The organism is Luteimonas composti (assembly GCF_042678665.1).
Taxonomy (GTDB): Bacteria; Pseudomonadota; Gammaproteobacteria; order Xanthomonadales; family Xanthomonadaceae; genus Luteimonas; species Luteimonas composti.
The window spans coordinates 116,418-138,155 of sequence record NZ_JBHTKU010000003.1; the positions used below are offsets into that span (position 1 = coordinate 116,418).

Consider the following 21,738-nt stretch of genomic DNA (forward strand, 5'->3'; position numbering starts at 1 on the left):
GGCCGCCACTTGTACGCTATAGTGCGGCCGCTGCACGGGGAAATCTTCAAGGGGAGCAATCAGATGGCCCGTATGCTTCAGCGCCTTTCTCAGGGGCTTCGCACGACGTGCGTGGTCGCCCTGATGACGGTGGCCACCTACGCGGCCGCGCAGACCATGCGCGGCGACCATCCCGACACCTATGTCGTCCAGCGTGGGGATACGCTGTGGGACATCGCCGGGAAGTTCCTCCAGCGGCCCTGGCTGTGGCCCGAGATCTGGCAGGCCAACCCCCAGATCCAGAACCCGCACCTGATCTACCCGGGCGACGTGATCAGCCTGGCCTACCTCAACCGCGTGACCGCGACGCCGGGTCCGCGCGAGGCGACCGCGCAGCCGATCAACGCGATCGCACTCTCGGACATCGAAGCCTTCCTCAAGGACCTGCGCGTGGTCGACGAGTTCGACCACCTGCCCTACGTGGTCGGGCTCGAGGAAGACCGCATGCGCGCCACCCAGGGCCAGGTGGCCTACGTCCGTGGCCTGCCCGGCGCCAGCGCCGGCCAGCGCTACGCGGTGGTGCGCCCGACCCAGCGCTACACCCACCTCGACCGCAGCGGCCTGTGCTGCGACCTGTTCCACAAGGACGACCTGGACTTCCGCGGCCACCGCATCCTGGACACGCAGCAGTTCTGGACCAACGTGGTCACGCCCGACAAGGGCCAGGAGCTGCTGGGCTACGAGCTGCAGCGGGTCAACGTGGGCACGATCACCCGCGGCGAGGTCGGCGGCATCCAGGCCAGCACCCTGCTGCTGGACGAGACCGGCCGCGAGGTCCGCGTCGGCGACCGGCTGATCCCGGTCGACGCGCAGCCCTACGACCTGCAGTTCTTCCCGCATGCCCCGTCGCAGCAGCTCGAATACGGCCGCGCCCGCGTGCTGGCGGTGGCCGACGCCCTGTCCCATGGCGGCCCGCGCGACGTGATCGTGCTGTCGGTCGGCGCGCGCGAAGGCGTGGACAACGGCACCGTGTTCTCGCTGTGGCGCGAAGGCACCAACACCATCGACCGCGTCGAGAAGGGGCCCGACCGCGATGCCGACACCGTGTTCTACGAGAACAAGGTGCGCCTGCCCGACGAGTTCGCCGGCCACGCCATGGTGTTCCGCACCTACGACAAGGTCAGCTATGCGCTGGTGATGGACAGCATCAAGCCCACCCGCATCGGCTACCACCTCAAGCACCCCGACGCGCCGTACTGAGGCGCGGGGTTTTCCGACAGGACACAGCGACGGCGCCCGAGGGCGCCGTCGTCGTCTGCGGGCCACGCTGCCCGCATGAGCCCCGACGATTCCGCCCTGCTCCGCCTGGTCGCCTGCGGCGGCGCCAGCGCACCGCGCCGCCGGCTGCTGGAACTCCACGCCGGCCCGGCCGCCGCGCTCGCTGCCGGTCCAGGGGCCTGGCGCGAGGCCGGCCTGGACGGGGACCAGGTCCGCGCCCTTGCGCGGATCGACCCGCCTGCCGCCTGGGCCGAGTGGCTGGTCGCACCCGGCCACCACCTGCTCGGCTGGCACGACCCGGACTACCCCGCCCTGTTGCGCCGCATCGCCAGCCCGCCGCTGGCGCTGTTCGTCGCCGGCGACCCGGCCCTGCTCTGGCATCCGGCGGTGGCGGTCGTGGGCACCCGCGCCCCGACCGCTGCCGGTCGCGAGCACGCGCGCGGCTTCGCCGGCGTCTTCGCCAAGTCCGGGCTGACGGTCTGCAGCGGGCTGGCCGCCGGCATCGACACCGCCGCCCACCAGGCCGCGCTGGAGGCGGGCGGGCACACCGTGGCGGTGCTTGGCAGCGGCATCGACGTGCCCTACCCGCGCGCCAACGCCGGCCTGCACCGGGCCATTGCCGCCCGGGGCGCGGTGGTCAGCGAGCATCCACCGGGCACCGCCGCCCGGCGCGAGCACTTCCCCGCCCGCAACCGGATCATCGCCGGTCTGTCGCTGGGCACCCTGGTGGTCGAGGCGGCGCACCGCTCCGGGGCGCTGATCACCGCGCGGCTGGCGGCCGAGGCCGGGCGCGAGGTGTTCGCGATGCCCGGCTCGATCCGCAATCCGATGGCCCGCGGCTGCCACCGCCTGTTGCGCGAGGGCGCCACCCTGGTCGAAACCCCGGGCGAGGTGAACGCCGCCCTCGCTCCGCTGGCCGAGACCCTGGCCGACGCCTTGCGCCAGCGCCTGTCGGCCCCCATCCCGGAGCTCGAAGGGGCTGCGGACCGCCCTGGAACGGGACCGGGATCACAGGATCCGGACTACCAGCGCTTGTGGTCGGCCCTGTGCCACGACCCAAGCCCTATGGATGAACTGCTGGAGCGCACTGGATTGACGACCGCGCAGGCGTCGTCCATGCTGCTGCTCATGGAGCTGGATGGCCGGGTCGTGCAGGAGCACGGCCGGTATTCCCGAACGTCATGACACGCGCGCCCTCGGGCGCAGGCCGGGGGGAAATGAAAGAGAGCATCCTGGACGTCCTGCTCTACCTGTTCGAACACTATTTCACCGAGGACGCGGACCTGGTCCGCGATCGCGACTCGCTCCAGACCGGCCTGCTCGAGGCCGGCTTCAGCCCGGCGGAAATCAGCAAGGCCTTCGACTGGCTCGACGCCCTGGCCCAGCAGCGGCCAGGCGCTGGCGCGCGCGCCGCGGACGGTCCGGTCCGGATCTACTTCGGCCCGGAACTGGACAAGCTGGACGTGGACTGCCGCGGCTTCCTGCTGTTCCTCGAGCAGCACGGGGTACTGGATGCCGACCAGCGCGAGCTGGTGCTCGACCGCGCCATGGCCCTGGACCAGGACGAACTGGACCTGGACGACCTGAAGTGGGTGGTGCTGATGGTGCTGTTCAACCAGCCCGGGATGGAAGCGGCCTACGCCTGGATGGAAACCCAGATGTTCGCCGACGAGCCCGAGCCGGTGCACTGACCGGCGCCGACGACCCGCGATGTCCGAACCTGCGGGCAGCGGCCCGCCGCCGCTGCCGCCTCCCTTGCGGCGCGCCGACCCGGCTCCGCCGCAGCCCCGCCCCTCGGGCTGCCTGGTCGCCCTGCTGGTCGCGGCCGGGCTGACGATCCCGCTGCTGGCGATCCTCGCCGCGACCGCGGTGCCGGCCTACCAGGATGACCGGGCGCGCTTGATGGTCGCCGCCGCCCTGGCCGAAACCGCGTCGCTGAAGCCACGCGTGGCCGCGTTCGCCGCCGGGCACGGACGCTGTCCGGGCAGCGACGACCCCGGATTCGATGCCGGCACGCCGGGAGGTGCGCATGCGGGTGTCGCATTCGGCGCGCCGGACATCGGCTGCGTCATGGAGATCGCGTTGAATGACGCGCGCGGCGGCCCGCTGGACGGCAGCCTGCTGTGGCTGGAACTCGACGCCGACAGCACATGGCGCTGCAGTTCGGACGCGGACGACCGTTACCTGCCCCGGCACTGCCGCGGCTGAGCCGTACGCCGCGGGGAGCGGCGCAACCACACGAGAGGGGGAACCGCACGATGTCCATCTGGTACTACGCCGACGCCGACCATGTCCGGCAGGGGCCGGTCGATGCCGCCAGCCTGGTCCGGCTGCGGCTGCAGGGCCGCCTGGGCTGGGACACGCTGGTCTGGCGCGAGGGCATGGCCGAGTGGCGGCCGATGCGCGAGTTCGCCGGCGAGCTCGCCCAGGCTGACGATCGCACGCCGCCGCCGCTGGTCGCCGCAGGACCGGGTCCGGCCGGGGAGCCCGGACCGGCCACGTGGACGGCTCCCGCGCCCGCCGGGCCGGCCGACTCGCCCTACGCGCCGCCGACCGCCCGCGTGACCGCGGGCCAGTCGGTGGTCACCGGCGGCGAGGTCGTGCACGCGGGCTTCTGGAAGCGCTTCGCGGCCATGGTGATCGACGGCCTGGTCACCGGCGTGGCGTCCTGGGCGATCCAGATCCCGCTGCTGCTCCTGGCGGGGGCGGCTGGCATGATGGGCGGCGACCTGCTGTCCACGGGCGGCTCGCTGGCGATCATCCTGCTGTCCTACGGCGTTGGGCTGGTGGTGCCGCTGGTCTACTTCTCCTGGATGCACTCCTCCTCCAGCCAGGCCTCGCTGGGCAAGCTGGCAGTCGGGATCAAGGTCTGCCGCGGCTCAGGGGAGCGGATCGGCTTCTGGCGCGCGTTTTCGCGTTACCTCGCCTACTTCGGCACGGTGGTGCTCAGTTTCGGCATCGGTGCCCTGGTCTCGGCCCTGACCACCGGCCTGGCCCAGCGGCGCCAGGCCCTGCACGACATGATCTGCGACACCGTGGTGGTGGACCGCTGGGCCTTCACCGACCGCCCGGACCTGCAGCGGCGGGAGCTCGGGGTGGTCACCTGGGTGGTGCTGGTCCTCGGCCTGGGCCTGCTCGGCCTGGCCCTGGTGGGAATCGTGGCCGCCATCGCGATTCCGGCCATGGCGCAGTGACGGCGCGCCGCCGTCTGGCGGCCGTTGCTTGACACCGTCGCCCGCGGCGTGATTCCACTATATAAAGAGCGCCGTCCCTGAACGGCGCGGACCTGGCGCCCGGGACCTCCCGGGCGTCGTCATCTTTCCGACCCCCATTCACCCCCTGATGGCCGCGGCCCCAGGCCACGACCGGAACCCCCTCCAGATGCCCAAGCACCTCCTCATCGTCGAATCGCCCGCCAAGGCCAAGACGATCAACAAGTACCTCGGCAAGGACTTCCAGGTCCTCGCCTCGTACGGCCACGTCCGCGACCTGGTGCCGAAGGAGGGGGCCGTGGACCCGGACGACGGGTTCCGCATGCGCTACGAGCTGATCGACCGCAACGAGAAGCATGTCGAGGCCATCGCCAAGGCCGCCCGCGCCGCCGACGGCATCTGGCTGGCGACCGACCCGGACCGCGAGGGCGAGGCGATCAGCTGGCACATCGCCGAGATCCTGCGAGAACGCGGCCTGCTCGAGGGCAAGGACCTGCAGCGGGTGGTGTTCACCGAGATCACCCCGCGCGCGATCAAGGAAGCGATGAACCAGCCCCGCCGCATCGCCGACGAACTGGTCGATGCGCAGCAGGCGCGGCGCGCGCTCGACTACCTGGTCGGCTTCAACCTCTCGCCGGTGCTGTGGCGCAAGATCAAGGCAGGCCTCTCGGCCGGCCGCGTGCAGTCGCCGGCGCTGCGCATGATCGTCGAGCGCGAGGAAGAGATCGAGGCGTTCAAGGCGCGCGAGTACTGGACCATCGAAGCCGACTGCGCGCATCCCTCGCAGCCCTTCGGCGCCAAGCTGGTCAAGCTCGATGGGCAGAAGTTCGAGCAGTTCACCATCACCGACGGCGAGACCGCCGAGGACGCGCGTTCGCGCATTGCCGCCGCTGCGCAGGGCTCGCTGCACGTCACCGACGTGGCCAGCAAGGAGCGCAAGCGCCGGCCGTCGCCGCCGTTCACCACCTCGACCCTGCAGCAGGAGGCCGCGCGCAAGCTCGGCTTCACCACCCGCCGCACCATGCAGGTGGCGCAGAAGCTGTACGAGGGCGTGGCCATCGGCGAGGAAGGCACGGTCGGCCTCATCACCTACATGCGTACCGACTCGGTGAACCTGTCGCAGGACGCGCTGGGCGAGATCCGCGACGTGATCGCGCGCGACTTCGGCACCGCCTCGGTGCCGGACAAGCCGAACGTCTACCAGACCAAGAGCAAGAACGCGCAGGAGGCGCACGAGGCGGTGCGGCCGACCTCGGCGCTGCGCACGCCCGCGCAGGTCGCGCGCTACCTGTCCGACGACGAGCGCCGGCTGTACGAGCTGGTGTGGAAGCGCGCGGTGGCCTCGCAGATGATCCCGGCCACGCTCAACACCGTGACCGTCGACCTGGCCGCCGGCGCCGAGCACGGCTTCCGCGCCTCCGGCACCACGGTGGTCGTGCCCGGGTTCCTGGCGGTGTACGAGGAAGGCAAGGACAACAAGGGCAAGGAAGACGAGGACGAGGGACGCAAGCTGCCCGTCATGAAGCTCGGCGACCGCATCCCGCTCGACCGCGTCCACGCCGACCAGCACTTCACCCAGCCGCCGCCGCGCTACACCGAGGCCTCGCTGGTCAAGGCGCTGGAGGAGTACGGCATCGGTCGCCCGTCCACCTACGCTTCGATCATCCAGACCCTGACCGGCAAGCAGTACGCGCTGCTGGAAGGACGCGCGTTCAAGCCCACCGACGTGGGCCGCGCGGTGTCGAAGTTCCTCAGCAACCACTTCACCAAGTACGTCGACTACGACTTCACCGCCAACCTCGAGGACGAGCTCGACGCGGTCAGCCGCGGCGAGGAGGAGTGGGTCCCGCTGATGGAGAAGTTCTGGGGTCCGTTCAAGGAGCAGGTGGACGAGAAGAAGGCCTCGCTCGACAAGGCCGACGCCGGCAGCGTGCGCGTGCTGGGCGAGGACCCCAAGAGCGGCCGGCCGGTCAGCGCGAGGATCGGCAAGTTCGGCCCGCTGGTGCAGATCGGCACCGTCGAGGACGACGAGAAGCCGCGCTTCGCCTCGCTGCGCCCCGGCCAGAGCATCTATTCGATCACCCTCGACGAGGCGCTGGAGCTGTTCCAGCTGCCGCGCACGCTCGGCCAGAGCAACGGCGAAGACGTGAGCGTGGGCATCGGCCGCTTCGGCCCGTTCGCCAAGCGCGGCGCCACCTACGCCTCGCTGGCCAAGGAAGACGACCCCTACAAGATCGACCTGGACCGCGCGGTGTTCCTGATCGAGCAGAAGGAAGAGATCGCCCGCAACCGCGTGATCAAGGAGTTCGAGGGCAGCGACATCCAGGTGCTCAACGGGCGCTTCGGGCCGTACATCAGCGACGGCCGGCTGAACGGCAAGATCCCGAAGGACCGCGAGCCGGCGTCGCTGACCTTGGAGGAGGTGACCCGCCTGCTCGAGGAAACCGGCAAGCCGGCGCGCCGCGGTTTCGGCGCGAAGAAGGCCGCCGCCAGGAAAGCACCGGCGAAGAAGGACGCCGCGCCGAAGAAGGCCGCCGTGAAGAAGGCGCCGGCCAAGAAGGCCGCCAGGAAGGCGACCACGAAGAAAACCGCGACGAAGAAGGCCGCGGCGAAGGCGGCGCGACCGCTGTCGGAAGGCCTTGAGCCGGCCAAGCCGCTGGTGACCGCGGCCAAGTTCGAACCCGGCCGCAAGCGCGTGGTGAAGAAGACCGACGACGCGCCGTTCTAACCTTGACGATACGCGGCGCGCGGACGCTGACAGCCCGCGCGCCACGCCCTAAGCTGCGGCCATGCCCGCCCCCGACACGATCGACGTCGCCGTCGCCGCGCTCCGCCGCGGCGGCGTGATCGCCTATCCGACCGAAGGGGTCTGGGGCCTGGGCTGTGATCCCTTCGACGAGGCGGCGGTGCTGCGCCTGCTCGCGCTCAAGCAGCGCGAGGTGGACAAGGGCCTGATCCTGGTCGCATCGGAGCTGGCGCAGCTCGACGACCTGGTCGACTGGCCGCGGCTCGCACCGCAGGCGAAGCGCGACATCCTGGCCTCATGGCCGGGGCCGAATACCTGGATCGTGCCGGTGGCCGCGCGCGTGCCGCGCTGGATCACCGGAACGCACGACGGCCTTGCGGTGCGCGTCAGCGCGCATCCGGTGGTCGGCGCGCTGTGCGCCGCCTGGCGCGGCGCGCTGGTGTCCACCAGCGCCAACGTCGCCGGCATGCCGGCCCCGCGCACGCGCCAGGAACTCGACGCCGCGATTGCCGCCGGAGTGGATGCGATCGTTGCCGGGGAAACCTCCGGACTGGCCGCGGCGACCGCCATCCGCGACGCGCGCGACGGACGCAAAATCCGCTAGAAACAAGGGCTTTTCCGCCACGCCAGGTTGCACTGGAAACCATCACGGCGCCGGCGTTGCCGCGCCGCACCAATTGTGTTTTATTCGGTCCACGTGGCTGCGCCGCCGGTCGTCCCGCCAGGTGACGACGCCGGCTTTCCCACGCACACCCGTCCCTCCCACCACGACGACACGACGATGCGGGCACACCCGGATCGGGGCCTCCACGACCCCGCGAGCGAACACGACAGCTGTGGTTTCGGCCTGATCGCCAAGATCCACGGTGATCCGGAGCGGGCGATCGTGGACATCGCGCTCGAGGCCCTGTCGCGCATGGCGCACCGCGGCGGCGTCGCCGCCGATGGCCTGTCCGGCGACGGCTGCGGTGTGCTGATCCATGGCGCCGAGGGCTTCGTGCGCGCGATCGCGCAGGAAGCGGGGCTGTCGCTGCACGCGGGCCCGGTGGCCGCGGGCATGGTGTTCCTGCCGCACGAGGCCAGCGACGCCGCCCGCTGCCGCGACACGTTCGCCGCGCAGCTGGCGCGCGAGGGCGTGCGCGTGGCCGGCTGGCGCGAGGTGCCGCTGGACATGGCCGCCTGCGGCAAGCTCGCGCGCCAGACGGTGCCGCGCATCGAGCAGGTGTTCGTCGAATCCGGCGAGGCCGACGTCGACGCGCTGGAGCGGGCCCTGTTCCTCGCGCGCCGGCGCACCGAGGAAGCGCTGTCTTCGCTGGCCGACTTCTACGTGGTCGGGCTGTCTCCGCGCCTGCTCGGCTACAAGGGCATGGTCCTGCCCAGCCACCTGCGCCAGCTCTTCCCCGACCTCTCGCATCCGGCGCTGGCCGCGCGCGCGGTCGTGTTCCACCAGCGCTTTTCCACCAATACCCTGCCGCGCTGGCCGCTGGCGCATCCGTTCCGCCGCCTGGCGCACAACGGCGAGATCAACAGCATCGAGGGCAACCGGCGCTGGGCGCAGGCGCGCAAGGGCGTGTGGAAGTCGCCGCTGCTGGACGTGTCCGAGTTCTCGTCCACGGTCACGATGCACGGTTCCGATTCGCAGTCGCTCGACAACATGCTCGAGTGGCTGCTGCTGGGCGGCATGGACCTGCCGCAGGCGATGCGCATCCTGATCCCGCCGGCGACGCAGTCGCTGGAATACAAGGACGCCGACCTGTCGGCGTTCTACGAGTACTACTCGATCAACTCCGAGCCCTGGGACGGCCCGGCCGGCGTGGTGATGTGCGATGGCCGCTACGCGGCCTGCACGCTGGACCGCAACGGCCTGCGCCCGGCGCGCTGGACGCTGTCGAAGGACGGCGTGTTCGTGATCGCCTCCGAAGCCGGCGTGTGGGACCTGCCGCCCGATCAGGTGCGGGCCAAGGGCAAGCTCGGCCCGGGCGAGATGATCGCGGTCGACTTCGAAGGCGGCCGCCTGCTCGACAGCGACGCGATCGACGACATCAACCGCGCGCGCGCGCCGTACAAGCAGTGGCTCAAGCGCGGCATGCGCTGGCTGCATACCGAACTGATCGACCCGGCGCTGACCGATGCGCCATTCACGCCGGAAATGCTGCTGGCGTTCCAGAAGCTGTTCCAGCTCTCGCGCGAGGAACAGGAGGCGGTGCTGCGCCCGCTGGCCGAGACCGAGCAGGAGGGCATCGGCTCGATGGGCGACGACGTGCCGATGGCCGCGATCAGCCAGCGCGTGCGTCCGCTCTACGACTGCTTCCGCCAGGCTTTCGCGCAGGTGACCAACCCGCCGATCGACCCGATCCGCGAGGACTGCGTGATGACGCTGTCCACCCAGATCGGGCGCGAGGGCAACCTGTTCCTCGACCAGGCCGAGAACGTCGACCACGTGATGCTCAACTCGCCGGTGCTGTCGCAGCGCAAGCTGCACCAGCTGCTGGCGCTGGAGCGGTTCGCGTCGCGCCATCGCTACATCGACCTGTACTTCGACCGCCGTACCGGGCTGCGTGCGGCGATCGCGCGCATCTGCGCCGAGGCCGAGGCCGCGGTGCGCGAGGGCGTCGAGCTGCTGATCCTCAGCGACCGCCGCCCGCGCCACGGCCATGCCGCCGTGCATGCGCTGCTGGCCACCGGCGCGGTGCACCTGCACCTGGTGCGCCAGGGCCTGCGCTGCGACGCCAACCTGATCGTCGAGACCGGCACCGCGCGCGACCCGCACCACTTCGCCTGCCTGATCGGCTTCGGCGCCACGGCCATCTACCCCTACCTGGCCTACCAGAGCCTGGCGGCGCTGGCGCGGCGCGGCCTGCTCGGCGGCAAGACCAGCAACGAGCCCAGCCAGTTCGGGCGCAGCTACCGCCGCGGGGTCAAGAAGGGCCTGCTCAAGATCCTGTCGAAGATGGGCATCGGCAGCATCGCCAGCTACCGCGGCGCGCAGCTGTTCGAGATCGTCGGCCTGGACGAGGACGTGGTGTCGCTGTGCTTCGAGGGCACGCCCTCGCGCATCGGCGGCGCCGGCTTCGCCCGCCTGGAAGCCGACGCCTGGTCGCTGGCCGAACACGGCTGGGACGACAGCGCCCTGCCCGAGCCGGGCGGACTGATGCGCTACGTGCACGGCGGCGAGTACCACCAGTACAACCCGGACGTGGTGCAGAGCCTGCAGCGCGCGGTGCTCACCGGCACGCGCGAGGACTGGAAGGTCTACGCCGACCACGTCAACACGCGCCCGCCGGCGGCGCTGCGCGACCTGCTGGGCTTCCGCCCGCTGGGCGCGCCGGTGCCGCTGGACGAGGTCGAGCCGGTGTCGTCGATCGTCAAGCGCTTCGACAGCGCGGCGATGAGCCTGGGCGCGCTGTCGCCGGAGGCGCACGAGGCGCTGGCGATCGCGATGAACCGGCTGGGCGGGCGCAGCAACTCCGGCGAGGGTGGCGAGGACCCGGCCCGCTACGGCACCGAGAAGCGCAGCAAGATCAAGCAGATCGCCTCGGGCCGCTTCGGCGTGACGCCCGAGTACCTGATCAATGCAGAGGTGCTGCAGATCAAGGTCGCGCAGGGCGCCAAGCCCGGCGAAGGCGGCCAGCTGCCGGGCAGCAAGGTCAACCCGCTGATCGCGCGCCTGCGCTATGCGCGTCCGGGCATCGGCCTGATCTCGCCGCCGCCGCACCACGACATCTATTCGATCGAGGACCTGGCGCAGCTGATCTTCGACCTGCGCCAGGTCAACCCCGGGGCGCTGATCTCGGTCAAGCTGGTCTCGCACGCGGGCGTGGGCACGATCGCCGCGGGCGTGGTCAAGGCCGGCGCAGACCTGATCACGATCTCCGGCCACGACGGCGGCACCGGCGCCAGCCCGCTGGGTTCGATCCGCTATGCCGGCGTGCCCTGGGAGCTGGGGCTGTCGGAGGCGCGCCAGGCCCTGCAGTCCAACGAGCTGCGCGAGCGCGTGCTGCTGCAGACCGACGGCGGCCTCAAGACCGGCCTGGACGTGGTCAAGGCCGCGATGCTCGGCGCCGACAGCTTCGGCTTCGGCACCGCGCCGATGATCGCGCTGGGCTGCAAGTACCTGCGCATCTGCCACCTCAACAACTGCGCCACCGGCGTGGCCACCCAGGACGAGCGCCTGCGTTCGGCGCACTTCACCGGCCTGCCCGAGCGCGTCGAACACTTCTTCCGCAACATCGCCCAGGACGTGCGCGAGCTGCTGGCCTCGCTGGGCGCGCGCTCGCTGGACGAGGTGGTCGGCCGCACCGACCTGCTCGAGCAGCAGCTGCGCCATACCCGCGACGAGGTCGACATCGACCTGTCGCGCATGCTCGCCCGCGATGCCGGCCAGCCAGCCGCCTGGTGCGGCGCGCCCGCGCTGCAGGCCCCGCCCGACGGCCTGGCCGCACGCCTGGACGCCGCGCTCTCGGATGCCATCGTCCGCGGCGTGGGCGGGGAGCATCTCGACACCATCCGCAATACCGACCGCAGCATCGGCACGCGCCTGTCGGGCCTGATCGCGCGCCACCACGGCAACACCGGCATGGCGGCACGTCCGGTGACGCTGCGGCTGACCGGCAGCGCCGGCCAGAGTTTCGGCGCGTTCAACGCCGGCGGCCTGCGCCTGCAGCTGGAGGGCGAAGCCAACGACTACGTCGGCAAGGGCATGGCCGGCGGCTGCATCGTGCTTTCGCCACCGCGCGGCAGCGCGTTCGAGTCGCGGCACGCGCCGATTCTCGGCAACACCTGCCTCTACGGCGCCACCGGCGGCGAACTGTACGCGGCCGGGCGCGCGGGCGAGCGCTTCGCGGTGCGCAACTCGGGCGCGGTGGCGGTGGTCGAAGGTGCGGGCCACCACTGCTGCGAATACATGACCGGCGGCACGGTGGTCGTGCTGGGCCGTACCGGCCTGAATTTCGGTGCGGGCTTCACCGGTGGCCTGGCCTACGTGCTCGACCTGGACCGCGACTTCGTCGACCGTTACAACCACGAGCTGATCGACATCGTCCGCATCTCGCCCGAGAGCTTCGACAATTACCGCCAGCACCTGACCGAACTGCTGCAGGCGCATGCCGACTTCACCGGCAGCGCCTGGAGCGCGCGCATCCTCGACGAGTTCCGCGACTTCGTCGGCAAGTTCTGGCTGGTCAAGCCCAAGGCCGCGAGCCTGGAAGCGCTGGCCCACGAGCTGCGCAGGGCGGCATGATGAAAACCGTGATTCGTGATTCGTCATTCGTGATCCGGAAAGGCGTGGAGAGCCGGCACCTGGCCGGCACGCCGCCTGCCTGCGGCAGCGCACGCGCTGCCGTTGTTTCCCGATCACGAATCACCAATCACCAATCACGGCTGTCCCATGAGCAAGAAGCAGGTCTTCCAGTTCCTTGACGTCCCGCGCGACATGCCGCGCAAGGTGCCGCTGCAGCTGCGCACCGATGGCGACTGGAACGAACTCTACGGCCGCTTCGGCCAGGCCGAGGCGGTACACCAGGCGGGACGCTGCCTCGACTGCGGCAATCCTTACTGCGAAGCCAAGTGTCCGGTGCACAACTACATCCCCAACTGGCTGGCGCTGGTGGAGGAAGGGCGCATCCTCGAGGCGGCCGCGCTGTGCCACGAGACCAATCCCCTGCCGGAAATGTGCGGCCGGGTCTGCCCGCAGGACCGGCTGTGCGAGGGCGCCTGCACGCTCAACGCCGGCTTCGGCGCGGTGACCATCGGCGCGGTGGAGAAGTACATCGTCGACACCGCCTTCGAGCAGGGCTGGCGCCCGGACCTGTCCAAGGTCGCGTCCACCGGCCGGCGCGTGGCCGTGATCGGCGCCGGCCCCGCCGGCCTGGCCTGCGCCGACCGGCTGGTGCGCGCCGGCATCGCGGCGACGGTGTTCGACCGCTACGAGCAGATCGGCGGCCTGCTGCAGTTCGGCATCCCCAGCTTCAAGCTCGACAAGTCGGTGATCGACACCCGCCGCGAAGTGCTCGAGGAAATGGGCGTGCGCTTCCGCCTCGGGATCGAGGTGGGCCGCGACGTCGCGATCGGCAGCCTGCTGTCGGACTACGACGCGGTGTTCCTGGGCCTGGGCGCGTACCGCTACACCGATGGCGGCCTGCCGGGCCAGGACCTGTCCGGCGTGCTGCCGGCCCTGCCGTTCCTGGTGCAGAACGGGCGTATCGTCACCGGCCGCGAGCCGCACGGCCGCGCGATCGCCGGCTGGGAAACCAGCCTGTCGCTGCCCGACCTCGCCGGCAAGCGCGTGGTGGTGCTGGGCGGCGGCGACACCGGCATGGACTGCGTGCGCTCGGCCGTGCGCCTGGGCGCGGCCAGCGTCACCTGCGCCTATCGCCGCGACGAAGCCAACATGCCTGGTTCGGCGCGCGAAGTGGCCAACGCGCGCGAGGAAGGCGTGCGCTTCCTGTTCAACCGCCAGCCGCTGGCGATCGAGAGCGCCGACGGCAGCCGCGCCTCCGGCGTGCGCGTGGTCGAGACACGGCTGGGCGAGCCCGACGCCAATGGCCGCCAGCGCGCGGAACCGATCGCCGGCAGCGAATCGCTGATCGAAGCCGACGTGGTGATCATCGCCTTCGGCTTCTCGCCGCGCCCGCCGGAGTGGCTGGACACGCTGGGCGTGAAGGCGCGCGAGAACGGCCGCCTGATCGTCGGCGGCGAGGGGCGCCTGCCCTACCAGACCTCGCACCCGCGCCTGTTCGCCGGCGGCGACTGCGTGCGCGGCGCCGACCTCGTGGTGACCGCGGTGCAGGAAGGCCGCGATGCCGCCGCGGCGATCGCGCGCATGCTGCGCAGCGAGCAGCAGCCGGTCGCCGCGCTGGACGCGGCGTAGCGATTGAACCATCGCTGAGGCGGGGCACCGGCGCGTTTGCGCCTCCTCCCACGCGCGGGCAAGATGCCCGCATGCCTTCCCGCGCCCTGCCCTGTCGACTGCTGCTGGCGCTGGTGCCGCTCGCCGCGGCCGGCGCGACCCACGCCGCCGACGACGAGCCCGTGACCGTCTACCGCTGCGTGGACGCGCAGGGCCACGTGACCCTGGGCGACGTGCCTTGCGCCAAGGGCAGCGAAGGACAGGCGCGCGAGATGCAGCGGCCGCAGGACGGTGCCCCGCTGAACCGGTCGGTCGCGGCCACGCCGCCCGCGATCGCGCCAGCGGCACCCCCGGTGGTGGTGGCGCGTACCGCGCAGCCGATGTACGAATGCGTGACGCCCGATGGCGAGCGCTATACCAGCGATGATGACGAGGGCAATCCGCGCTGGGTGCCGTTGTGGACGCTGGGGCGCGGTGGCTTGCGCCCGGGCCGGCCGGGGCGCGACAGCACCGCCCTCGGCGACTACTACGCCAGGCGGCCGCTCGGCGGCTACGTGGGTGCGCCCACTCCGCGTCCCGATCCGCCTGCGCAGGACGGGCGGGCACCGCTCCGCCCGCCTCGCCATGGCCCTTCCGGCCATGGATTCGGCGGAGGCGGCACCTGGGTGCGCGACGATTGCCATGCCCTGCCGCAGGCCGAGGTCTGCGCGCGCCTGGCCGACCGGCGCGACGTGATCCGCCGCCGCTTCTTCAATGCCCAGGAACGCGAACGCGACACCCTGCGCGTGGAGGAACGCGGCATCAACGCGCGGCTTGCCGCCGACTGCGGGATCCGCTGATGCGGCGCCGTGCATGGTGGCTGCTGGGCCTGCTCGCCTGCATGTCGCTGTCTCCCGCGCAGGACGCCAGCACCATCTACCGCTGCACCGACGCCAGCGGCGAGGTCACGATCCAGAACGGCACGCCGTGCCCGGCCGGCAGTCGCCAGGAGATCCGACGCGTCGAGGCGCTGCCGACCCGTCCTGCGCCTCCACCGGCGCCGCTGGTCGTGGCCGAGGAACCGGCGTGGACGCCGCCGCCCCTGTCCGACTTCCAGCAGGTGGCCGGTCCCGCGGACGAATCGATCGATGCGCCACCGCGCCCCGACCTGCCACGAGCGGCCCGGATCGCCGAGGATGCGCGCCTGCCGCCGCCGCCCATCTACCAGTGCGAGACCTGGGACAACGACAGCTACGTCAGCGAGGATCCGTCGCCTGGTCCGCGCTGCGTGCGACTGGATACCGGCGGCACCGGCCAGGCCTGCGAGAACAAGTACGACACCTGCGCGCGCATCGGCCAGCGAGCCGAGTGCGAGGGCTGGAAGCGGCGCCAGCGCGAGATCGAATCGTCCTGGCGCCATGCGCGCGGCGCGGACAGGCCGGCGCTGCAGGAGGAGTTCGCGCGGGTCACGCGCATCCTCACCGACTCGACCTGCGCGCTGCCGCCCTGAGCGCGGGTCACTCCTCGAACTCGATCCTCACCGCGTCGGCGCTGCGACGCGCCGGGCCGTGGTACACGGCCTCGACGTTGTTGCCGTCCGGATCGAGCACGAACGCGGCGTAGTAACCGGGGTGGTAGGGCCGTTCACCCGGCGCGCCGTTGTCGCGGCCGCCGTTGGCCAGGGCCGCGGCATGGAAGGCATCGACCATCGCCCGGTCGCGCGCCTGGAAGGCGAAATGGTGGCGCCCGGTCGGCTCGCCCAGCGCCGCCTCGCTGTCGACGGTGGAAACGAACAGCTCGTCGGCCCAGAACCAGGTATCGCCGCTGCCGCCGATCCCGATGCCGAGCGTGGACAGGACCGCTTCGTAGAAGCGGCGGCTGGCGTCGAGATCGCGCACCACCAGCTGCAGGTGGTCGATCAGGCGGCCGCGGAACAGTTCGCTGGTTTCCATCGGTGCATCCTGCGGTTTGGAGAACGCTAGATAGCACCGCCCCGGCGCGCCTGCCAGCCGGCCCTGCTACAGCCAGCGCGGCACCGCGTCGCGATAGGCCAGGTAGTCGGTGCCGAAGCGGGCATGCAGGGCCGCCTCTTCCCACGGCAGGATCGCCGCGTGCAGGATCCACACCGGCACCGGCAGCAGCGCCAGCGCCCACGGCAGGTCGAACATCAGCGCCAGGCCCGCATAGCTGGCGAGCATGCCCAGGTAGACGGGATTGCGGGTGCGCCCGAAGGGCCCGTTCCGCAGCAGGCGGCTCGGCGCACCGCCTGGCAGGATGGTCGTGCGGCGCCGGGCGAACAGCGCGAAGCTCCACAGCACCAGCAGCAGGCCGCCATTGGCCAGCACCGTGCCGGCCAGGTGCAGCGCTTCGCGCAGTCCGTCCTGCGGCGCCGGCAGGTCCAGCCCCTGCTGCAGCGCGGCGCCGGCGAGGAAAGCCAGCACGCAGTGCAGGGGCGAGGTCGAACGCACCAGCCATGGCGCGGCGACCGGCAGGCCGCCCGTACCCGCTGCTTCAGAATCCATACCGCAGGAAGCCTCCGTCGACGGCGATGCATTCGCCGGTGATGTAGGCGGCCGCAGGCAGGCACAGGAAGGCGACCGCGGCGGCCACCTCTTCGGGTTCGCCCACGCGCCCCATCGGTGTGCGCAGCAGCACCTCGTCCAGGTAGTCGGGATCGGCCAGCTTGTCGGAGGTGCGGCGCGTGCGGATGTACCACGGCGCCACCGCGTTCACGCGCACGCCATCCTCTGCCCACTCAACGGCGAGGTTGCGCGTCATCTGGTGCATCGCGGCCTTGCTCATGCCATAGGGAGCGCCGCTGCGCACGTGGGTGAGGCCCGACACGCTGCCGACATTGACGATGCACGAGGCCGCGTGGCGGGTGAGCAGCGGATAGGCGTAGCGGGAGAGTTCGAAGGCGCTGAACAGGTTGATCTCGAAGATCTCGCGCCACTCGTCCTCGGTGTAGTCGTTGGCCGCGCGGGTGAGGTTGCCGCCGGCGTTGTTGACCAGGATGTTCAGGCCCTCGCCCTGGTCCTCGACCCAGTCGAGCACCTCGCGCCGCTGCTCCTCGTCGACCACGTCGCCGATGAGGGCGCGGATGTCGCCCTCGGGAAATTCCTCCGCCAGTTCGTCGCGCGCCGCTTCCAGGGCGTCGCCGTTGCGCGCGACGATCAGCACGGTGGCGCCGAAGCCGAGCAGTTCGCGCGCGATCGCGCGACCGATGCCGGCGCTGCCGCCGGTCACCAGCGCGAGCTGCCCGTCCAGGCGCCAGCGATGCGGATCCATTTTCCTGTCCCCTTGACGTGACCGGCGTAGCATAGCGCCGGACCTGCAGCGGAGGCTGCCATGCGAGCCATGCCCCAACTCCTGCGGATCGCGGCGTTCGCCATCCTGGCCCTGTGCGCGGCGTGTGCGCCGCCGCCCGATCCGCCGCAGGAAGAAACGCCGCCCGAACCGCGCGCTGCGTCGTAGCCGCCTGCTCAGGGCGGCGGCTGGCAGGAGTCGCGGATGACCAGGTGCGGTCGCACGCTCGCCAGCGGGCGCGCCGCCGATTCGGGCTGCAGCAGCATGGCCGCGGCCATGCGACCGGTGTCACGCGTGTCCCGCCGCACCGACGTGAGCGGCGGCCAAAGGCGCGAGGCCAGCGTGCTGTCGTCGTAACCCACCACCGACAGCTGCTCGGGAATCCGCAGGCCCATGCGCAGCGCCACCCGGTACACGCCTGCGGCCATCTCGTCGTTGCCGCAGAAGATCGCGGTCGGCCGGTTGCGTCCGCGCAGCAGGCGTTCGGCCGCGGCCACGCCCGACTCGAAGGTGTAGCCGGCCTCGACGATGCGCGAGGCCGGCAGCTCGATGCCGCGCCGGCGCAGCGCGCCCACGAAGCCCTCGGTGCGCTCCATCGCCGAACGGTAGGCCGCGGGCCCGGTGACCATCGCCAGGTCGCGATGTCCGAGGCGCTGCAGGTAGTCGGCGACTTCCGCCGCACCATCGCGGTCGTGGGTCACCACCATCCGCTCCGGGCCTTCGAGCGAGACCGCGGCCACGCGCGCATAGCGGCAGCCGATCGCGTCGAGCATGTCGCACAGGGCCTGGTCCTCGGACACCCGCGGCACCAGGATCACGCCGTGCAGCTTCTGCTGCTGCACGAAGCGACGCACACCCGCCACGTAGTCCGGGCTGCGGCTGTCGCAGGGATGCACCACCAGCTCGAAATCCGAATCGCGCAGCGCGTCGAGCGCGCCGTACTGGATGTCCACGATGTACTGCGCGGTCGGGTTGTCGTAGATCATCCCGATCAGGAACGAGCGCCGGAACGCGAGCCCGCGCGCCATGGGGTCGGGCACGTAGCCGACCTCGCGCATCAGCTTCTCGACCTTCTCGCGCGTGTCGCTGCGGACCAGCGGCGAACGGTTGAGGATGCGCGACACGGTCTTCTTCGACACGCCCGCCAGGCGCGCGATGTCGTTGATGGTCGCGGCCTTGCCGGCCAGATCCGGCGGGCCGTCTTCCCTGCGATTGGGCGGCATTCCAGCTCCTGCCCGGCGGGAACCGCCGGTCGCCGGCAGTCTAGCGCGGCACGCGCGCCGGTCGCCGCGCGCGGCCAGGGTGCATGCGGGCGGCGCGGGATGGGATGATGCGGGCTTCGCCGGAGGATGCCCATGCCAGGTCGGATCGCCTGTTTCGGAGAACTGCTGCTGCGCCTGGCGGCGCCCGGACGCGAGCTGCTGCTGCAGTCGCCGCGACTGGAGGTGCAGGTCGGCGGCGCCGAGGCCAACGTCGGCGTGTCGCTGGCCCGCTTCGGCCACGAAGTGGCCATGCTGGGCACGGTGGCCGACAACGCGCTCGGCCATGCGGCGCTGGGGGAGCTGCGCCGGCATGGCGTCGATACCCGCGCCGTCGCGATGGCGGAGGGCCGGATGGGCCTGTACTTCCTCGCCACCGGCGCCGGCCACCGGCCGAGCGAGGTGCTGTACGACCGGGCGGGGTCGGCCTTCGCGCTGGCGCCGCCCGAACGCTACGACTGGCCGGCGCTGCTGGCCGGCGCCGGCTGGCTGCACGTGTCCGGCGTCACCCCGGCGCTGGGCGCCGCGACCGCGACCGCGGCGGCCGACGCCGTCCGCGCCGCGACGGCGCTGGGTACACGGGTGTCCTTCGACGGCAACTTCCGTCCGAAGCTGTGGGCGGCCTGGGATGGCGATCCGGCGGTCATGCTGCGGCCGCTGCTCGAGGCCGCCGAGATCGCCTTCGCCGACCACCGCGACATCGACGTGGTGCTGGGCGCCGGGGACCAGGACGACGCGGTCCCCCACGCGCAGCGTTTCGCGCGCGCGGCGCGCCGCGCCTTCGACGCGTTCCCGCGCCTGCAGCGCCTGGCCTGCACCACGCGCGTCCAGCCCAGCGTCGAGCACCATGCGCTGGGCGCGCTGATGGCCACGCGCGACGGCGAACTGCACCAGGTGGAAGCGCGGGAACTGCCCGGCATCGTCGACCGCATCGGCGGCGGCGACGCGTTCGCCGCCGGCGTGCTGCACGGCCTGGCGTCGGGCTGGGGCGATCTGGACAGCCTGCGCTTCGGCCATGCCGCGGGCTGCCTCAAGCACTCCGTGCCCGGCGACTTCAACCTGTGCGATGCGCAGGACGTGCTGGCGCTGGTGCGCGGCGAGCGGCTGGACGTGAGGCGCTGACAAGCGCGCAGACCGCGTCACCGCCCGCAACAGGAAAGCCCGGCCAAGGCCGGGCTTTCCGTGTCCACCGATGCGGGCTTCAGAGCCCGCAGAAGCAGTGCGCCAGCACCGACACCGGCGAGCCGTCGCGGGTCTGCAGCACCTGGTCGAGCACGCGCAGGTCGCGTTCGGCCTGCGGTGCCGCGCGCGCGAGCAGGCTCCTGGCCAGCTCCGACTCCTTCAGCCAGGCGCGGCCGATGCCGCCCTGCACGAAGGCGGCGAAGAACTTCTCGAACGGGGTCGCCGCACGCTCGATGTAGCGCACGCGCCACTTGCCGTCCTCGCCCAGCCTCGCGCGCGCGGCGGCGTCGGCCACGGCGGCCTGGATGCCGCCCAGTTCGTCCACCAGGCCGCGCTCGAGCGCCTGCGCGCCGGTCCACACGCGCCCGCGCGCCACCTCGTCGATCTGCTCGGGCGTGCGCTGGCGGCCCTGCGCCACGCGGGTGATGAAATCGCGGTAGCCCTTGTCGATGTACGACTGGATCACCTGGCCGACTTCCGGCGCCAGCGGCCGGCTCAGGTCGAAGGCGCCGGCCATGCGCGTGGTCGCCACGCCGTCGGTGTGCACGCCGATCTTCTCCAGCGCGCGCGGGAAGGTCGGGATCAGGCCGAAGATGCCGATCGAACCGGTGATCGTCGATGCGTCGGCGTAGATCCGGTCGCCATCGAGCGAGATCCAGTAGCCGCCGGACGCGGCCACGTCGCCGAACGAGACCACCACCGGCTTGTCCGCGGCCTTGAGTCCGAGGATCTCGCGCCGGATCACTTCCGAGGCATAGGCCGAGCCGCCGGGCGAGTTGACCCGCAGCACCACCGCCTTGACGTCGTCGTCCTCGCGCGCCTCGCGCAGCAGGGCCGCGGTCGATTCGCCGCCGATGCGGCCCGGCGGCTGCCGGCCCTCGACGATCTCGCCCTCGGCCACCACCACCGCCACCTGCGGCCGCGGATCGGCCGCGCGCGGCGGATCGGCGTGGCGCAGGTAGTCGTTGTAGCCGACCTGGCGGAATCCACCCGGCGCTTCCTCGTCGGCGTGGCCGCGCTCGGCCAGCAGGTTCTCCACTTCCTCGAACGTCTTCAGGCCGTCCACCAGCTTCTGCTGCACGGCCAGGCGCGCGGTGTCGCCGTCGACGGCGGCGACGCGCTCGGGCAGCGCGTCGATGTCGGCGGCGAGCTGCGCTGCGGTCGTTCCGCGCAGGCGCGCGACGTCCTCCAAGTAGCGCTGCCAGACGTCCCCGCGCCAGAACAGGTCGGCTTCCTTGGACTCGGGCGAGGCGTCGTCGCGGATGAAGGGCTCGGCCGCGGACTTGTATTCGCCCACCTTGAACAGGTGCATGTCGATGCCGAGCTTGTCCTGGAGGCCTTCGCGGTAGAACTGGCGATAGCCGCTCAGGCCGATCAGCATCACCTCGCCCTGCGGGTCGAGGTAGACCTCGTCGGCGTGCGCCGCCAGCAGGTACTGGGCCTGGGTGAAGCGTTCGCCGAAGGCGACGACCTGCTTGCCCGACTCGCGCAGCGCCTGCACCGCCGCGCCGATCTCGCGGATCGCGGCGAAGCCGGAAAAGCCCATGCGGTCCACGCGCAGCAGGACGCGTTCGATGTTGCCGTCCGTGCGCGCGGCCTCGAGCACCTTGAGCACGTCGCGCAACTGCACCTCGGCCGGGCCCTGGCCGAAGCTGGCCTGCAGCGAGCGGCTCGCCGGATCGGTGGTGTACTGCTCCACCAGCACCGCCTCGGGCGCGAACACCAGGGTGGTGCGCGCGTCGAGCGGGCGCAGGCCGCGGCCGCCGCCGACCATGACCGCCAGCACCAGCAGCAGGATGAACAGGAACAGCAGGTTCAGGATCAGCCGGCGGACGAAATTCATTCCGTTCCACACGCCGACGATGGCGCGCAGCACGGGGCCGCGCGAAGAAGGTTGACTCATTGGGCTGGCTGCTCGCTGTTCCGGAGGCTCAGGTTACCCGGCGCATG

17 protein-coding genes are annotated in these 21,738 nt (G+C 71.5%); 12 read left to right on the forward strand and 5 right to left on the reverse strand.

The annotated features are described in order from the left end of the window. Window positions 1-72 precede the first annotated feature (72 nt). The 11 genes from ACFQ2D_RS09345 to ACFQ2D_RS09395 all read left to right on the forward strand — a co-directional run bounded on the left by ACFQ2D_RS09345 (window position 73) and on the right by ACFQ2D_RS09395 (window position 15,551). Window positions 73-1,239: a LysM peptidoglycan-binding domain-containing protein gene (locus ACFQ2D_RS09345; RefSeq protein ID WP_280942295.1), complete on the forward strand. Its 1,167-nt coding sequence runs from the start codon at window positions 73-75 to the stop codon at window positions 1,237-1,239. A gap of 75 nt (window positions 1,240-1,314) precedes the next feature. Next, entirely contained in the window at window positions 1,315-2,442 is a 1,128-nt protein-coding gene (gene dprA, locus ACFQ2D_RS09350; protein WP_280942244.1) for a DNA-processing protein DprA, read from the forward strand. Window positions 2,443-2,474: 32 nt separating this feature from the next. Then, window positions 2,475-2,948, forward strand: a complete 474-nt coding sequence (locus tag ACFQ2D_RS09355) for a DUF494 family protein (protein WP_280942245.1) — start codon at window positions 2,475-2,477, stop codon at window positions 2,946-2,948. A gap of 19 nt (window positions 2,949-2,967) precedes the next feature. Next, window positions 2,968-3,465: a pilin gene (locus tag ACFQ2D_RS09360; RefSeq protein ID WP_280942246.1), complete on the forward strand. Its 498-nt coding sequence runs from the start codon at window positions 2,968-2,970 to the stop codon at window positions 3,463-3,465. A 50-nt stretch (window positions 3,466-3,515) separates the two neighbouring features. After that, a complete protein-coding gene (locus ACFQ2D_RS09365) occupies window positions 3,516-4,451 on the forward strand; it encodes an RDD family protein (RefSeq protein WP_280942247.1) in 936 nt (311 codons plus the stop codon). Window positions 4,452-4,638: 187 nt separating this feature from the next. Further along, window positions 4,639-7,197, forward strand: coding sequence for a DNA topoisomerase I (locus tag ACFQ2D_RS09370; RefSeq protein ID WP_386795632.1), 2,559 nt, complete (start codon window positions 4,639-4,641; stop codon window positions 7,195-7,197). 61 nt (window positions 7,198-7,258) lie between these two features. After that, on the forward strand, window positions 7,259-7,819 hold the full coding sequence (locus ACFQ2D_RS09375; RefSeq protein ID WP_280942248.1) for an L-threonylcarbamoyladenylate synthase: 561 nt from the start codon (window positions 7,259-7,261) through the stop codon (window positions 7,817-7,819). A 177-nt stretch (window positions 7,820-7,996) separates the two neighbouring features. Continuing rightward, the gene (gene gltB / locus ACFQ2D_RS09380; RefSeq protein ID WP_280942249.1) at window positions 7,997-12,454 is read left to right on the forward strand and encodes a glutamate synthase large subunit; all 4,458 of its coding nucleotides are present in this window, start codon (window positions 7,997-7,999) and stop codon (window positions 12,452-12,454) included. A gap of 147 nt (window positions 12,455-12,601) precedes the next feature. After that, complete coding sequence (locus ACFQ2D_RS09385) at window positions 12,602-14,083, forward strand: FAD-dependent oxidoreductase (RefSeq protein ID WP_280942250.1); 1,482 nt, start codon at window positions 12,602-12,604, stop codon at window positions 14,081-14,083. 71 nt (window positions 14,084-14,154) lie between these two features. Next, a complete protein-coding gene (locus ACFQ2D_RS09390) occupies window positions 14,155-14,901 on the forward strand; it encodes a DUF4124 domain-containing protein (protein WP_280942251.1) in 747 nt (248 codons plus the stop codon). After that, the gene (locus tag ACFQ2D_RS09395; RefSeq protein ID WP_280942252.1) at window positions 14,901-15,551 is read left to right on the forward strand and encodes a DUF4124 domain-containing protein; all 651 of its coding nucleotides are present in this window, start codon (window positions 14,901-14,903) and stop codon (window positions 15,549-15,551) included. The genes ACFQ2D_RS09390 and ACFQ2D_RS09395 overlap by 1 nt, the downstream gene beginning before the upstream one ends. Before the next feature lie 7 nt (window positions 15,552-15,558). On the opposite strand, the gene ACFQ2D_RS09400 is transcribed toward ACFQ2D_RS09395, so the two are convergent. The 4 genes from ACFQ2D_RS09400 to ACFQ2D_RS09415 form a co-directional block, all read right to left on the reverse strand. Continuing rightward, window positions 15,559-15,993, reverse strand: coding sequence for a VOC family protein (locus ACFQ2D_RS09400; RefSeq protein WP_280942253.1), 435 nt, complete (start codon window positions 15,991-15,993; stop codon window positions 15,559-15,561). Between the two features lie 66 nt (window positions 15,994-16,059). Further along, the gene (locus ACFQ2D_RS09405) at window positions 16,060-16,563 is read right to left on the reverse strand and encodes a methyltransferase family protein (protein ID WP_280942254.1); all 504 of its coding nucleotides are present in this window, start codon (window positions 16,561-16,563) and stop codon (window positions 16,060-16,062) included. Next, entirely contained in the window at window positions 16,553-17,329 is a 777-nt protein-coding gene (locus tag ACFQ2D_RS09410) for an SDR family oxidoreductase (RefSeq protein WP_280942255.1), read from the reverse strand. Before ACFQ2D_RS09410 ends, ACFQ2D_RS09405 begins: the two co-directional genes overlap by 11 nt. Before the next feature lie 194 nt (window positions 17,330-17,523). Further along, the gene (locus tag ACFQ2D_RS09415) at window positions 17,524-18,570 is read right to left on the reverse strand and encodes a LacI family DNA-binding transcriptional regulator (RefSeq protein WP_280942256.1); all 1,047 of its coding nucleotides are present in this window, start codon (window positions 18,568-18,570) and stop codon (window positions 17,524-17,526) included. 132 nt (window positions 18,571-18,702) lie between these two features. Between ACFQ2D_RS09415 and ACFQ2D_RS09420 the strand changes: the two genes are divergently transcribed. Further along, entirely contained in the window at window positions 18,703-19,728 is a 1,026-nt protein-coding gene (locus tag ACFQ2D_RS09420; protein ID WP_280942257.1) for a sugar kinase, read from the forward strand. 79 nt (window positions 19,729-19,807) lie between these two features. Here ACFQ2D_RS09420 and sppA read toward each other — a convergent pair whose 3' ends face one another. Then, window positions 19,808-21,691 carry a signal peptide peptidase SppA gene (sppA, locus tag ACFQ2D_RS09425; protein ID WP_280942258.1) on the reverse strand — a complete coding sequence of 628 codons (1,884 nt, stop codon included), beginning with the start codon at window positions 21,689-21,691 and terminating at the stop codon, window positions 19,808-19,810. Between the last annotated feature and the right edge of the window lie 47 nt (window positions 21,692-21,738).